Origin of the sequence: Umezawaea tangerina (assembly GCF_003002815.1) — a bacterium.
GTDB classification, from domain to species: Bacteria; Actinomycetota; Actinomycetes; order Mycobacteriales; family Pseudonocardiaceae; genus Umezawaea; species Umezawaea tangerina.
This window is the reverse complement of sequence record NZ_PVTF01000002.1, coordinates 637,349-651,580: the sequence shown is the minus strand read 5'-3', so window position 1 is coordinate 651,580 and position 14,232 is coordinate 637,349. Positions and strand designations below refer to the sequence as shown.

Genomic DNA, 14,232 nt, shown 5'->3' with positions numbered 1-14,232 from the left:
CGCCGGTCAAGCCCCCGCGGGCTTGCCCGATCGTGCCTCCTGAGCGCTCAGCGGTCGGATGGTCAGCGTGTACTCGTAGTCGACGTCCTGCTGCACCTGGCTGCGTTCCCGCACCGGGTTGGGCGTGTCGCCGACGCCGGTGACGGCGTGGCTGGCGTGCAGGGTGGACCAGCCGTTGTTGCGCTGGAGCTGGAACGGGTAGGCGGCGCGGTCGAGGTCGTCGTACGGGGTGACGCTCACGTCCGCGGCGCCGCCGACGAGCAGGCCGCCGGTGCGGCCGTCGGTGAGCAGGGCCCACCGGCTGTCGGTGTGGTTGCCGTAGTCCTGCGGCCGGTAGTAGTCCACGTACTGCTCGTCCACCGTGCTGGAGTGCACGCCGATCGGCGTGCCGTCCTTGCGGTCGACGTAGCTCTCCGCCTCGCGGCCGTACCAGGAGAACCGGTCGTACTGGTCCGGCACGGCCAGCGAGACGCCGATGCGCGGCAGGTAGGGCAGCGTGCGCACGGAGCCCTGCGGTGACACCTTGTGCCCCAGGCTGAGGGTGCCGGACCGGTCGACCGCGTAGGTCATGGTCTGGTCGAACCAGGCCCCGGTCACGTCGGGCGCGGCGACGCGGCTGTCCACGACCACCCGGACACCCGCGGCGCCGTCGGGTTCGACGCGGACTCCGGTGACGGTGGCCGCGAGCCGGTCGAGCCCGGCCCGCCGCCAGTCCTCGCCCTCGGCGCGGCCCCACGCCCACGTCTCGTTGCTGATCGGGGGTCGCCACGCGTCGAGCTTCGGCCCGCCCGCGAGCAGCTCCTCGCCACGCACCTTGATCGACGACAGCGAGCCGCCCGCCTTGTCCACCGTGTACACGACGTCGCCCACCGACGCGGTCACGGACGCCTCGCCGTCGTCGGTGACGACGTCGTTCGACGGGCGCTCCGAGTCCAGACCGGGCACCTTGGTCCCGCCCAGCGCGAACTGGTCGTGCGCCAGCACGTGCCCGGCGGGCACCATCGACGCGGCCCTCCTGGTCACCGCCTCGACGGTGAGGAACCGCTCGCGGTCACCGGCGTTGACCGGGATCCGCGGCGTGGTGGTGCCGGTCGAGTCGGCCGCGACCCGCAGCGGCTCCTGGCCACGCGCCACCACCCGCGACCCCTCGGTGACCTTCCACCGCAGGAGCAGGTCGTCGGTGCCGGTGAACTGCCGCTCGTTGCGCACCGACACCACGCCGTCGGCGTAGCCGAACCGCAACGGCTGCTGCACCCACGCCAGCTGCGCGGTCTCGGGCTGCGCGAAGCGGTCGGCGCCGACCAGACCGTCCAGACCGGACATGCCGGATCCGTAGGACAGGTGCGTGCCGACGGTCTCCGCCCCGTCGAGGTCCAGTGCGAGCAGCGCACCGCCGACCGGCTCGGGAGCGTTCAGCTCGGCGGGCGTGAGCGGGCGGTCGTAGATCCGGACGTCGTCGACCACCCCGTGCGACATCCGCCCGACGTTGCTCGGGTCGTTCCACGACGTCTCGAAGTCGCGGCCGATGTTCACGTCGGCCGAGGAGGCGTCGATGGTCCCGCTGAACGCCGTGCTGCCGACCTCGCGGCCGTCGATGTACATCCGCAGCGCGGCCCCGTCGTAGGTGCCGCTGACCCGGTGCCAGTTGTCGTAGAAGTCGGCGGGCACCTGGGCCTGCACCACGCGCCACGTTCCACTGTGGACGAAGAACTCCAGGGTGTTCTCCGTCTTCATCTTCAACGTGTACTGGTGGTCGCCCTTGCTGATGATCCGGAAGTCACCGGTCCACTTGGCGGGCTTCACCCAGGCGTCCAGGGTGAGCGCCTTGCCGGTGAGGTCCAGCCTGCGGTCGCGGTACACCTCGACGAAGTCGTCCAGCCCGGACAACGAGATCGCCTTGCCGCGATGGCCCTCGACGAACTCGGGCGCGCCGGTCAGGTGCGCGGAGATGTCGTTGCCGGACGTGTCCGGCGTGATCCGCACCGGCTGCCGGATGCTCTGCTCGGCCCAGTCCCAGATGAACCCGCCCTGCGTGGCCGGGTTCGCGCGGATGATGTCCCAGAACTCCCGGAAGTTGCCGAGGCTGTTGCCCATCGCGTGCGCGTACTCGCCGAAGATCAGCGGCTTGGTGGTCGACTTGGCCTGCTCGGCGAACCGCTCCGGCGACGGGTAGCGCGGCCCCCACACGTCGGCGTACGGCGCGTCGCCGTCGGGGTTGTTGGACTGGTGGTACACCGGTCGCGTCGGCTCGTTGGCCTCCAGCCACTCGGCCATCGAGAAGTGGTGCGCGCCCAGTCCGGCCTCGTTGCCGGTGTCCCACATGAAGACGCTCGGGTGGTTCTTGTCCCGTTCGACCATGCCGACGAACCGGTCGAGGAACGCGTCGCGCCACTCCGGCTGGTTCGCCTCGCACCAGCTCGCGCAGTTCTCGTGGTCGTGGGTCTCGATGTCGACCTCGTCGTCGACCCAGATCCCGTTCCGGTCGGCCAGGTCGTAGAAGTACGGGTCCGACGGGTAGTGCGAGGTGCGCACCGCGTTGACGTTGAGCTGCTTCATCAGCGCGACGTCGCGCTCCTGCGCGGGCTTCGGCACGTGCCTGCCGTGGTCGGGGTCGGTCTCGGCCCGGTTCACGCCCTTGAACAGCACCCGCTCGCCGTTGACCAGCAGCTGCTTGTCGCGGATCTCGATCTCGCGGAAACCGACCGTCTCACTGGTGATGTGCGTGGTCCGCCCGTCGGGGCCGGTGAGGGTGAGCACGACGGTGTGCAGGTTCGGCGTCTCGTCGGTCCACTTGGCCGGGTTGCGCACGGGCATGGTGAGCTGGACGTCGGTCCTGGGACCGGTCACGTCCGCCGTCCCGCTGGCCGAGGCGATCTCGTGGCCCCGCGCGTCGCGCAGGCTCGCGGTGACGCGGTGCACGCCGGTCGCGCCACCGGGCTTGTGGCCGAGCTCGACGGCCGCGGACAGCGTCGCGTCGGTGTACGCGGCGTCCAGGTCGGTCCGCAGCGTCACGTCCTCGACGTAGGTCGCCGGGGTGGAGCGCAGCGAGACCGAGCGGAAGATGCCCGCGTACCGCCACTGGTCGTAGTCCTCCAGGTACGAGCCCGCGCCCCACCGGTGCACCTGCACGGCGACCCGGTTGTGGCCGGGCCGCAGCGCCCGCGAGATGTCGAACTCGGCGGGCGTGTAGCCGCCCTGGTCGTAGCCGATGTACCGGCCGTTGACCCAGACGAAGTAGCCGGACGTGACACCCTCGAAGCGGAGCACGGACGTCCGCTGCGTCCAGCCCGCCGGGAGGTCGAAGTCCCTGGTGTAGGCGCCGGTCGGGTTGATGTCGCGGGGCACGTGCGGCGGGTCGTCCGGCTGGATCTCGGTGGCGATGTTGCGGAAGACCGGGTGGTCCAGGCCGTCGGTCTGCCACGTGTGCGGCACCGACACGGTCCGCCACGCAGAGGTGTCGTAGCTGTCGGCGTAGAACCCGGCGGGCACCTCCTCCGGCGTCTTGGCCATCGCGATCTTCCACTGCCCGTCCAGCGGCAGCGCGTACGGCGTCCGCTCCTCGCTCCGCGCGGCCGAGCCGACGTCGGCGTAGGGGAGCAGGGACGCGTGCGGCGGCTCCTGGCCCTCGGAGACCCGCGTCGGGTCCTCAAGGTAGGAGTAGACGTCGCCCGGTGACTCGGCGACCGCGGCCGCCGATCCCACCCCGCCGAGCGACCCCGTCGACAACACCAGCACCAGCAGTAGAACGCCAAGGCGCGACAACCCGAACCTCCACAGTGGACTCACGGGACCGGACGGGCCCCGTGTCCTGCCGACGTACACCTCACGGGCGCGGAAGGACGTGTCCGCGGAGGGCCCCGGCGCCCCTGCGCGTGGTCGGCGTCCACGACCGGGAGACGACCTCGGTTGAGCGGCACGGTCAGGTTCCTCCCACGCGGCATCGGCGGTGCGGCACGACGTGGCGGTGTCGGGCTCCGGTCACCTCCACCGTGGGTCAGGTGTCGGTGACGCGGGGTAGCGCCCGACCGACGTTATGAGGGCCGGCCGCTCGCGTCAACGGGCGGATGCGGACAGGATGCGCCGCGGACAGGACAAGATCCCGACCGGTGTCCGGTCAGAGCGCGTCGAACCTGCGGGGGTGCGACTTCTCGACCTCGGGCAACGCGTCGACCACGCTGCGCAGGTGCGCGCGCATGGCCGCCTCGGCGGCCACCGGGTCCGCGGCGCACACCGCGTCGACGATCGCCAGGTGCTCGGGCAGCGACACGGCGGGCCTGCCGGGGTGCATGGCGAGCCGGAACTGGCGGCGGACGTTCTGGCCGCGCAGCCGGGCGAGCACCGTGCGCGCGGTCGCCTGGCCGCTGATGGTCATGACCAGCTCGTGCAGCCGCTTGTTGAGGTCGGAGTAGCCGAACATGTCACCCGCGGCCACCGCGTCCCGCATCGACGCGGCGATCCCGCGCAGCGCGACCCGGTCCTCCTCGGTGGCGCGTTCGGCGGCCTTGGCCGCGCACAGGCCCTCGAGCGCCATCCTGACCTCGGTGATCTCGACGGCCTCGGCGAGCGACACCTCGCGGACGCGGGCGCCGCGGTTGGGGATCCGTTCGACCAGGCCCTCGCTCGCCAGCTCCAGCAGAGCGTCGCGGACGCTCGCGCGGTTGACGCCGTACCGCTCGGACAGCTCCGCCTCGACCATCCGCTGGTTGGGCGCGAACTCGCCGCCGGTGACGGCGTCGCGGATAGCGTCGACGACCCGTGGCGACCGACCCCGCCCGGTCTCGTCCGGACCCGCTGCCGTCACCTGCCCACACCCCCACCCGAGATCGTCGACAATCCTGTCCTCGATGATAGCCGCCCTGGTACCGGTGCTGATCACCCTCGCGCCGCCGCGGCTGGGTTGAGCCCGCTTCCTCGACGCGCGGCCCGTAGCAGGGGGAGTCGCCGGGGCGGACGACGACAAGCGGGTCGGGGTCCGGCGGGCCCACAGCGGCGTTCGGGTAGCGGGTCCACTGAGGACCCGCCCTCAGGCCCTCCACTCCGGGGCGAGCACCGACCAGATCTCCACGTCGTGCCGCTCGCCCCGGTACGGGTAGCTCTCCCGCAGCACGCCCTCCTTCGTCATCCCCAGCCGCTCGGCCACGGCGATGCTGGCGCTGTTCGTCGACACCACCTGCCACTCGACGCGGTGGACGCCGCGTTCCCCGACGGCCCAGTCGATGATCAGCCGGGCCGCCCTGGTGACCAGGCCGCGGCCCACCGCCGAGGGTTCGAGCCAGACGCCGACCTCGGCGTTGCCGAGCGCGACGTCCATCGTCCGGAACAGGACTCCGCCGACCAGGGTGCCGTCCGTCCAGATGCCGTAGATCCGGCCGGTGTCGGCGGCGGCCTTGTCGGCGTAGGACTGGAGGTACGCGCGGCTGGACGCGAGGTCGGTGACGCGGTCGGCGAGCGTGATGTGCCGTCCGATGAACTCCCGCCCGCGGTCCATGTGCGCCAGGAACTCCTCGGCCCGCCACGGTTCCAGCGGACGCAGCACCGCGCCGTCGTCGCCAAGGGACATGGTGAACATTCGCACCCTCCACGGTCGAAACCGGCCTCCGGCGCGATCCTCGCACGCCGATCACCGGTCGATCACCCGGATTCCCGGCGAAACGCGGGTCCACTGTGGAGGTACGCACCGAGCGGTGCACCTGTGTCCACCGGGGCGGCCGTGTGATTCCCGACGGTGGAATGCGCTCATCGGGCCTGGTGGTGCGATCATGTCGCGGTGAGCGGCGACCTCCAGCAGTCCGAGCGTTGCACGGCGGCCCGTCCGGTCGTCGTGCCCGGTGTCCGGCCCGAGCGGTGGTCGAGGTGAACAGACCGATCGAGACCTCGCCCACCGGTACCGGCCACGGTTTCCCCTACGTGCCCGGAGCGATCGGCTGGGTCGTCCACGTCGTGTCGGCCGTCCCCGGTGCCGCGTTCTGGCGCGGTGTGGACGTGGGCGACGGCAAGGTCGTCGGCCCGCTGGAGGGCGCGATGTACTGGCCCGCCCGCCGGGGCGTCTACACCGACCTCGCCACGATCTTCGGCACCCCCGCGGCCGCCGCGGCGGCGGGCTTCGTGCCGATGGAGCTCTCCCAGAACGGCTGAGCCCGACACCGGCACGGGCTCTCCCATATGTTGGGTCGCATGAGCGCACCCCACACCCGCGCGGTCGTCTTCGGCGGCGGCGGTCCGGTAGGAATCGCCTGGCAGCTGGGTCTGGCCACCGGCCTGGCCGCCCACGACGTCGCCCTGCGCGAGGCGGACGCGGTGATCGGCACCTCCGCGGGTGCCGCCACCGGAGCCGCCGTGACCGCCGGTCTCGACCTCGGCGCCATCGTCACCGCCATGGCTGCCGCACTCCCGCTGCCCCGCGACCGCCCGTTCGACCTGGCCGCCATGCAGGCGGCCTTCCTCGACGCGACGACCTCGTCCCCCGACGCCCCGCTGGCGGCGATCGGGAAGCTCGCCCTCGATGCCGACACGGTCCCCGAGGACGACTTCGTCGGCCACGAGCCGTTCGTCCGCTACCACGGCGTGGCCTGGCCGCCCGCGTTCGCGTGCACCGGCATCGACGCCACCACGGGCGAGCCCCGCGTGTGGACGGCCGCCGACAAGGCGGACCTGGACCGCGCCGTGGCCGCGAGCTGCGCCGTGCCGACCCTGTTCCCGCCGGTGACGGTCGGCGGCACCCGGTACGTCGACGGCGGCATGGCCTCGCCGCTCAACGTCCACGTCGCCGCTGGTCACGCCAGGGTGCTGGTCGTGTCGTGCATGACCCTGACCCTCGTCGGCGGTGACCTGGCGGCCGCTCTCGACGCCTCCACCTCGCGTCAGCTGGCCGAGATCGAGGCGTTGCGCGGCACCGGGGCCGAGGTCGTCGTCCTGCAGCCCGACCAGGCGTTCCTCGAGCTCAGCGGCTGGGGCCTGCACCTGCTCGACACCTCGCGGGTGGGCGCCGCCTACGAGCTCGGCCAGGCGCTCGGCGCGGCCCGCGCGTCGGACATCGCGGAGCAGTGGGCCTCGGCCTGACTCACCGCAGGACGCGGCGAGCGTGCTCGCGCACGCCAGCGACCAGGTCCACCCGGCCGTCGGAGAGCACCCACTGGAGCTGGAGGCCGTCGCTGACCGCGACGCACTCGCGGGCGAGCGCGTCGCAGTCGGTGCCGGCCGCCAGCTCACCGCGCCGGACGCACCGGGTGAAGACGGCGGCGAGGCTGTCGACGGCGGTGCGGTACCGCTCGGCGAACACGGCGTGCGCGGGGCTGGACGGGTCGGCGGCCTCGGCGGAGGCGAGCACGAACAGCTCGATCAGGCCCGGCTGCCGCAGGAAGCGCTCGGCCGTGCCCGCCATCCGGTCGAACACGGCCTCCACCGACGCGTCCTCGTCCAACTCAGCCCACCACTGCGCCGTGGTGGCGATGCGGTGTTCGGCCACGGCCAGCAGCAGGTGCTTCTTGGACGGGAAGTGGTGCAGCAGGCCGCCCTCGGTCAGATCCGCGTCGGCGGCGATCCGGGCGAGCGACGTGCGGTGGTACCCGTCCTCGGCGAACCGCGCGGCCGCCACCTCGACGATGCGGTCGCGGCGCTGCCTGCCCGCGGCGTAGCTCCCCGTCCTGCGTGGCACACGCCGACCCTATCCGAAAACCTTGTACCCTCGGTTTTCAGGTTCGCGGCTCCGAGGAGTCCCCATGACCGACCCGCCCACCCGGTTGAGGCTCGACCACCCGGCGCGCGGCTCCTGGTGGCTGCCCGCCGGGACGGTGGTCCAGCGCGCGTACGAGGTGCGGCTGCTCGACGCCGACGAGGTCGTCTGGACGTCCGGCCGCCGCGAGGGCGCCGGGTCGGTGCTGGTCGACCTGGGTGTCGAGCGGCGCGGCTGTTCGTGGCAGGTGAAGGTGTGGACCGACCTGGGGGAGAGCGCCTGGTCGGAGCCCGCCCCGTGGCCGGTCGACGCGCTGCCCGCCGTGCTCGGCACGGCGACCTGGATCGAGCCGCACGAGCCCGTCGTCCCCGCGCCCGGCGAACGGCCCGCCTACCGGCTGCGCCACGAGTTCACCCTGGACCGGCCGGTCACGGCGGCGACGGCGTGGGTCACCGCGCACGGGATCTACGAGCTGTTCGTCAACGGGACGCGCGTCGGCGACCTGGAGCTGACCCCCGGCTTCACCGCCTACCGGAGCCGGTTGCAGGTCCAGCCGCACGACGTCGCCGACCTCCTGCACGTCGGTACCAACGCCGTGGAGCTGCTGCTGTCCGACGGCTGGTTCCGCGGCAGGCACGGGTTCGAGCGGACCGCGAACGGCTTCGGCGACCGGGTCGCCGCGCTGCTGGCGCTGGAGGTCGTGCACGACGGCGGCACCACCGCGGTCACCACCGGGCCGGGCTGGCGGTCGCGACCCAGCCGGATCACCGCCGCGGACCTGATGGACGGCCAGCGCGTCGACCTCAGCGCGCCCGAGGCCGACTGGCAGCCCGCACGGCCGGTCGACGGCGGTCTCTACGCCGACCGCGACCGGCTCGTGCTCTCGATCGCGCCGCCGGTCCGGCGGATCGAGGAGCTCACCCCGACCGCCCTCACCCTGGTGGCGGGCGGCGGCGTCGTGGTCGACTTCGGCCAGAACGTCAACGGCTGGGTCCGGCTGACCGACCTCGGCCCGGCGGGCACGACGCTCACCCTCACGCACGGCGAGCACGTCGACGTCGACGGCCGGGTCACCACCGACCACCTGCGCGCGTTCGACTTCGCCACCGGGCGGCTCCTGCCCGCGGGCCAGGTCGACGAGGTCGTCTCCGCCGGGCGCCCCGGCGAGGTGTTCGAGCCCCGGCACACCACCCACGGCTTCCGGTACGTGCAGGTCGACGGACACCCCGGCCCGCTCGGCGCGACGGACGTGACCGCGGTGGTCGTGCACACCGACCTGGCCGAGACCGGGTGGTTCGGCTGCGACGACGACCGGCTCAACGCCCTGCACGACGCGGCGGTGTGGAGCCTGCGGGACAACGCCTGCGACATCCCCACCGACTGCCCGCAGCGCGAGCGGTCCGGGTTCACCGGCGACTGGCAGGTCCACGTCGCCACCGCGGCCCTCACCCACGACGTGGCCGGGTTCTCCGACAAGTGGCTGCGCGACCTCGCGGCCGACCAGTGGCCCGACGGGCGGGTCACCACCGTGACACCGAACCCGGCGGGCGCCGGACCGTCCGGCAGGGCGTTCCAGGACGCCATGGAGGGATCGGCGGGCTGGGGTGACGCGGCGGTGCTCGTGCCGTGGGAGCTGTGGCGCGCCTACGGCGACGCGACCCTGGTCGACCGGCAGTACGACTCCATGGTCCGCTGGGTCGACTACGCCGCGACGGCCGCGCACGACGGTCGCGACCCCGACCGGGTCGGCGCACCGGCACCGCACGAGCGGTACCTGTGGGACACCGGCGGCCACTTCGGCGAGTGGCTGGAACCCGGCGAGACCCCGAACCCCGACCCGCGGGTGGACCACGGCATCGTGGCCACCGCCTACCTGGCCCGCTCGGCGGAGCTGCTCGGCCGCATGTCCGTCCTGGTGGGACGGTCGCCGGACCGCTACCGCGAGCTGGCGGCCGCCGTCCGGGACGCCTGGCGGCGGGAGTACCTCGGACCCGACGGCACGATCGCGGTTCCCAGCCAGGCCAACCACGTGCGGGCCCTGGCGTTCGACCTCGTGCCCGACGACCTGCGCGCGACCGTGGCGAAGCGGCTGGCCGACTCCGCGTGCCAGGGCCTGGGCACGGGCTTCCTGTCGACGGGGCTCCTGCTGCCCGCGTTGGCGGACAACGGACACCTCGACGTGGCCTACCGCGTGCTGATGTCCACCGGCGTCCCGTCGTGGCTGGGCATGATCGCCCAAGGGGCCACCACGATCTGGGAGCGGTGGGACGGCGTGGACGCCGCGGGCGCGCGCGGCTCGCTCAACCACTGCAGCAAGGGCGCGGTGATCTCGTTCCTGCACACCCACATCGCGGGCATCCGCCTCCCGGAGGACCCCGGACCCGACGAGGCGGGCTACCGGCGGTTCGTGGTCGCACCCCAGCCGGGCGGCGGTCTGCGCGCGGCCGAGGCCGAGCACCACAGTCCGTACGGCCCGATCCGCAGCGCCTGGCGGATCGGCGCCGACGGCTTCCGGCTCGCCGTGGACGTGCCGCCCGGTACCCGCGCCGAGATCCGGCTGCCCAACGGCCGGGTCGACGAGGTCCGGGCGGGTCACCACGTCGTCGAGAGCTCCCGCGTGGCCCGGTAGTGGTCAGCGGAACCGGGTGCGCAGCTCGCCGATCCCCTCCACGCGGCTGACCAGCACGTCGTCGGCGGTCAGGTAGCGCGGCGGGGTCATCCGGTTGCCGACGCCCGCCGGGGTGCCGGTGAAGACCAGGTCACCGGGCAGCAGCGGGCACACCGCCGAGAGTCGTGCGACCAGCTCGGCCACGGTGAAGATCATGTCCTTGGTGCGCGCCCGCTGCACCACTCCGTCGTTGAGCAGGCAGGTGATCTCCAGGTCGTCGGGGTCGCCCAGCTCGTCCGGGGTCACCAGCGCCGGACCGGTGGGGCCGAAACCGGGGAACGACTTGCCCAGCGAGAACTGCGGGGGAGTGCCGAGCAGCTGCACCCGGCGCTCGGACAGGTCCTGGCCGACGGTGAGCCCGGCGACGTGGTCCCACGCGTCCGCGGCGGCGATCCGGTGGCCCGCGACCCCGACGACCACCACCAGCTCCACCTCCCAGTCGACCCGGTCGCCGGGCAGCTCGACCACCGCGTCCGGCCCCGTGACGCAGGTGGGGAACTTGGTGAACACCAACGGGTCTGCGGGCGGGCGGTAGCCGGCCTCGGCGGCGTGCGGCGGGTAGTTCAGCGCCACGGCGAACACCTGGCGCGGACGCGGGACGGGCGCGTCGAGGTCGCGGGCGTCGAACGGGGTCGGGTCCAGGTCCGCGGAGGCCGCCCACTCGCGGAACGCCGTCCACTCCGCGAGGACGTCCATCGGGTCCGGGCCGAACGGGCCCGCGGTGGCGATGTCGACGGCACCGCCTTCCACCAGGAGCACGGCGCGGCCGGCCAGCGTGGCGAGGCGCACGCGCTCAGACCCACTGGTCGGCGGTCGGCGGCTCGGTGCCGTAGGCGTCCTGCCACGAGACGACCGGGTTGCGCAGCACACCCAGCCCCTCGATCTCGGCCTCCACCACGTCACCGGGCTTGAGGTAGTTGGCGAACGGGTCCTCCGTGCTCGCCGCGACCCCGGCCACGGTGCCGGTGGTGACGATGTCGCCCGCGCTGTACACCTGCGGCGAGTGGTAGGCCACGAGCTGCGGGATCGACACGGACATGCGACCGGTGTCGGACTTCTGCCGCACCTGCCCGTTGACGCGCAGCTCCATGTCGAGGTCGTGCGGGTCGTCGACCTCGTCGGCGGTGAGGATGTACGGGCCGATCGGGCAGAACGTGTCGATGGCCTTGGAGAAGGAGAACACGCCGGACTCCATCTCGCGGCGCTGGATGTCGCGGGCGGTGATGTCGTTGAACACCAGGTACCCCGCGATGTGCTCGACCGCCTGCTCGGCGGAGAAGAACTTGCCGGGCCTGCCGATCACCACCGCCAGCTCCAGCTCGTAGTCGAGCTCCCCGGTCAGGTGCGACGGGTACACGACCGGCTCGTCGGGACCGATGATCGCGTCCACGTTCTGGAAGAACACGATCCCCTTGTTCACCGGGTGCGACCAGTTCACCCGGACCAGGTCCTCGTGGTGCTCGCGGAAGTTCCCTGCCGTGTGGAAGAACTTCTTCGGCACGATCGGGGCCCGCAGCCGCACGTCGGCCAGCGCGAACCGCCGACCGGTCTCCGGCACGTCCTGCCCGCGTTCGAAGAACTCGCGCGTCGACGCGGTGTCGAGCTCGACGACCTGGTCGTCCACGATCCGGCCGACCAGGTCGTCGTCGAAGGTCACAAGCTTCATGGGTGTCCACTCTCGGCTGGGGGGCTGACCCGGAAGACCCGCAACTGGAGTGCGAGCGTCGCGTAGTAGCCCACCAGAGCGGTCAGCTCGAAGACCATCCGGTTGCCAATGGTTGAAACGGCCTCGGCGTAGGCCGCGTCGTCCAGGTCCTCCTCCCGCAGCAGCGCGAACACCACGTCCAGGGCGCACCGCTCGGCGTCGTCGGCGAGGTCGGACGGCATGGTGAACGCGCGCAGCGCGGCGAGCTGGTCCTCGGACACGCCCGCGTCCCGCGCGATCGGCTCGTGGCCGTGCCGCTCGAACGCCGAGTCCCACTTGCCCGCCACGGCCAGGATCGCGAGCTCGCGCACCCGGACGTCCAGCGTCGTCTCGTACCGGATGGCCGCGCCGAGGCCCTGGAGGGCGTGGCCGAGCGGTGGCGCGACGAGCATGGCGTTGAACGGGCCGTTCAACCGCCCGTCGTCGTCGGTCAGCCGGAACCGCTGCGGGCCCCGCGCACGGGGGCCGCCGGTGATGGTGTCGTAGAGGGCGCGCTGGTCCGCGTCGAGGTCGGCGGGCACGGGGCGGGGGAGCCTGGTCATGCGGGCCATCCCAGCAGGACCCGACCGGAACCGCTCACCTCTGCCAACCAATGGAACGGCCGGTGCGCCCCGGACGTGGCCGGACCTACCGTCGGGGCCCAGGTGGAAGGGGAGTGCCAGGTGGACCGGTTCGGGTTGCGGGGACGGACCGCGCTGGTCGCGGGGGCCGGTGGCATCGGTGCCGCCGCCGCGACCGCGCTCGCCGAGGCGGGGGCGTCCGTGGTGGTCGCCGACGTCGACGAACAGCGGCTCGCCGCGCTGGCGGGGGTCGTCCCGCTGCACGCCGACCTGACCACCGCCGACGGCAGCCGCGAGTGCGTCGGGAAGGCGGCCGCGATCCTGGGCGGGCTGGACGTGTTCGTGCACGCCGTCGGCACCAACGACCGGCGTCCCGTCCTGGACACCCCGGACGACGTGTGGGAGCGGATCGTCGCGCTCAACCTGGGCAGCGCGTTCTGGACCGGCCGGGCCGCCGGGGAGCTGATGGTGCGGGCGGGCTACGGCCGCGTCGTGTACCTCTCGTCGGTGTCCGGGCAGCTCGCCCACGCGAACCACGCTCCCTACGCCGCCAGCAAGGGCGGCGTGAACCAGCTGCTCCGGGTCATGGCCCGCGAGTGGGCCCCCTCCGGGGTCACGGTCAACGCGGTCGCGCCCGGCTACACCGAGACCGACCTGACCCGCCACCACCTCGACCTCCCCGGCGTGCGCGAGGAGCTGACCTCCCTGGTCCCCGCGGGCCGCCTGGGCACCGTCGACGACCTCGTCGGCCCGATCCTGTTCCTCTGCTCGGCCTGGTCGTCGTTCGTCACGGGACACGTCCTGTACGCCGACGGCGGCCGCACCCTCGTCTAAGGAGTCCGTGTGACCATCCCCAGCCGCTTCGCGGGCAAGACCGTCCTGGTCACCGGCGCGGGCACCGGGTTCGGCGCGGAGATCGCCGTGCGCGCCGCCCAAGAGGGCGCCGACGTCGCGGTCCACTACCGCGGGTCGAAAGCGGGCGCGGAGCGGACCGCCGAGCGCGTGGAGAACGAGGGCCGCAAGGCGTTCCTGGTGCAGGCCGACATCGCCGACTGGGCGCAGGTCAAAAGGATGGCCGACGAGGTGTGGAGCCACTTCGGCCGGGTCGACGTGCTGGTCAACAACGTCGGCGACGTCGCCCGCGAGCAGATGTCCTGGCGCGATGTCACCGAGGAGTCGATCGACCACGTCCTGGCCGTGGACATCAAGGGCACGATGCTGTGCACGCACGAGCTCGGCTCCAGGATGGTCGAGGCGGGCGGCGGCTCGATCGTCAACATCGGGTCCACGGTGGTCGTGCGCGGCAGCGCCCGCGCGCCGCAGTACGCCGCCGCCAAGTACGGGATCATCGGCCTCACCAAGTCGTACGCGCACGCCCTCGCCCCGACCGTGCGGGTCAACGTCTTCGCGCCCGGCTTCATCGAGACCGAGGCGACGCTCGGCAGGCAGGACTGGCGGTCCGGCCGCGGCGAGCAGCTGCGGAACAGCACCCCGCTCGGCCGCGTCCCGCGGCCCGAGCAGCTGGCCGGGGCTGCGCTGTTCCTGGCCACCGAGGACGCCGACCACGTCACCGGGAGCTTCCTGGTGGCCGACGGCGGCTACAACATGGTCGGCGCGTGACCTGCCG

At 72.9% G+C, this 14,232-nt stretch carries 12 protein-coding genes; 5 read left to right on the top strand and 7 right to left on the bottom strand.

Features of this window, described 5'->3' with window-relative positions:
* Positions 1–6: 6 nt before the first annotated feature.
* The 3 genes from CLV43_RS08925 to CLV43_RS08915 all read right to left on the bottom strand — a co-directional run bounded on the left by CLV43_RS08925 (position 7) and on the right by CLV43_RS08915 (position 5,569).
* Positions 7–3,762 (bottom strand): glycoside hydrolase family 2 TIM barrel-domain containing protein, encoded by a 3,756-nt coding sequence (locus CLV43_RS08925; protein WP_106186565.1) that lies wholly within the window; start codon positions 3,760–3,762, stop codon positions 7–9.
* A gap of 352 nt (positions 3,763–4,114) precedes the next feature.
* On the bottom strand, positions 4,115–4,801 hold the full coding sequence (locus CLV43_RS08920) for a GntR family transcriptional regulator (RefSeq protein ID WP_245886224.1): 687 nt from the start codon (positions 4,799–4,801) through the stop codon (positions 4,115–4,117).
* Between the two features lie 222 nt (positions 4,802–5,023).
* Entirely contained in the window at positions 5,024–5,569 is a 546-nt protein-coding gene (locus CLV43_RS08915; protein WP_106186564.1) for a GNAT family N-acetyltransferase, read from the bottom strand.
* A gap of 284 nt (positions 5,570–5,853) precedes the next feature.
* Between CLV43_RS08915 and CLV43_RS08910 the strand changes: the two genes are divergently transcribed.
* Entirely contained in the window at positions 5,854–6,135 is a 282-nt protein-coding gene (locus CLV43_RS08910; RefSeq protein ID WP_146174702.1) for a hypothetical protein, read from the top strand.
* A 39-nt stretch (positions 6,136–6,174) separates the two neighbouring features.
* A complete protein-coding gene (locus CLV43_RS08905) occupies positions 6,175–7,059 on the top strand; it encodes a patatin-like phospholipase family protein (RefSeq protein WP_170155762.1) in 885 nt (294 codons plus the stop codon).
* Between the two features lies 1 nt (position 7,060).
* On the opposite strand, the gene CLV43_RS08900 is transcribed toward CLV43_RS08905, so the two are convergent.
* The gene (locus CLV43_RS08900; RefSeq protein ID WP_106186561.1) at positions 7,061–7,654 is read right to left on the bottom strand and encodes a TetR/AcrR family transcriptional regulator; all 594 of its coding nucleotides are present in this window, start codon (positions 7,652–7,654) and stop codon (positions 7,061–7,063) included.
* Between the two features lie 64 nt (positions 7,655–7,718).
* On the opposite strand from CLV43_RS08900, the gene CLV43_RS08895 reads away from it, so the two are divergent.
* The gene (locus tag CLV43_RS08895; protein WP_106186560.1) at positions 7,719–10,301 is read left to right on the top strand and encodes a family 78 glycoside hydrolase catalytic domain; all 2,583 of its coding nucleotides are present in this window, start codon (positions 7,719–7,721) and stop codon (positions 10,299–10,301) included.
* A gap of 3 nt (positions 10,302–10,304) precedes the next feature.
* On the opposite strand, the gene CLV43_RS08890 is transcribed toward CLV43_RS08895, so the two are convergent.
* From CLV43_RS08890 to CLV43_RS08880, 3 genes are read right to left on the bottom strand one after another with little or no spacing between them, the layout of a single operon-like run.
* The gene (locus tag CLV43_RS08890) at positions 10,305–11,129 is read right to left on the bottom strand and encodes a fumarylacetoacetate hydrolase family protein (RefSeq protein WP_106186559.1); all 825 of its coding nucleotides are present in this window, start codon (positions 11,127–11,129) and stop codon (positions 10,305–10,307) included.
* A 4-nt stretch (positions 11,130–11,133) separates the two neighbouring features.
* Positions 11,134–12,006 carry a fumarylacetoacetate hydrolase family protein gene (locus CLV43_RS08885; protein ID WP_106186558.1) on the bottom strand — a complete coding sequence of 291 codons (873 nt, stop codon included), beginning with the start codon at positions 12,004–12,006 and terminating at the stop codon, positions 11,134–11,136.
* Entirely contained in the window at positions 12,003–12,587 is a 585-nt protein-coding gene (locus CLV43_RS08880) for a carboxymuconolactone decarboxylase family protein (RefSeq protein WP_106186838.1), read from the bottom strand. Before CLV43_RS08880 ends, CLV43_RS08885 begins: the two co-directional genes overlap by 4 nt.
* A gap of 120 nt (positions 12,588–12,707) precedes the next feature.
* On the opposite strand from CLV43_RS08880, the gene CLV43_RS08875 reads away from it, so the two are divergent.
* Positions 12,708–13,439 carry an SDR family NAD(P)-dependent oxidoreductase gene (locus CLV43_RS08875; RefSeq protein WP_211304283.1) on the top strand — a complete coding sequence of 244 codons (732 nt, stop codon included), beginning with the start codon at positions 12,708–12,710 and terminating at the stop codon, positions 13,437–13,439.
* A gap of 9 nt (positions 13,440–13,448) precedes the next feature.
* Positions 13,449–14,225, top strand: coding sequence for an SDR family NAD(P)-dependent oxidoreductase (locus CLV43_RS08870; RefSeq protein ID WP_106186557.1), 777 nt, complete (start codon positions 13,449–13,451; stop codon positions 14,223–14,225).
* Positions 14,226–14,232: the final 7 nt, after the last annotated feature.

Excerpts from the sequence above, each read along its gene's own strand:
- CLV43_RS08915 (WP_106186564.1), bottom strand. The coding sequence starts at position 5,569 with ATGTTCACCATGTCCCTTGGCGACGACGGCGCGGTGCTGCGTCCGCTG.
- CLV43_RS08905 (WP_170155762.1), top strand. The coding sequence starts at position 6,175 with ATGAGCGCACCCCACACCCGCGCGGTCGTCTTCGGCGGCGGCGGTCCG.
- CLV43_RS08895 (WP_106186560.1), top strand. The coding sequence starts at position 7,719 with ATGACCGACCCGCCCACCCGGTTGAGGCTCGACCACCCGGCGCGCGGC.
- CLV43_RS08885 (WP_106186558.1), bottom strand. The coding sequence starts at position 12,006 with ATGAAGCTTGTGACCTTCGACGACGACCTGGTCGGCCGGATCGTGGAC.
- CLV43_RS08880 (WP_106186838.1), bottom strand. The coding sequence starts at position 12,587 with ATGACCAGGCTCCCCCGCCCCGTGCCCGCCGACCTCGACGCGGACCAG.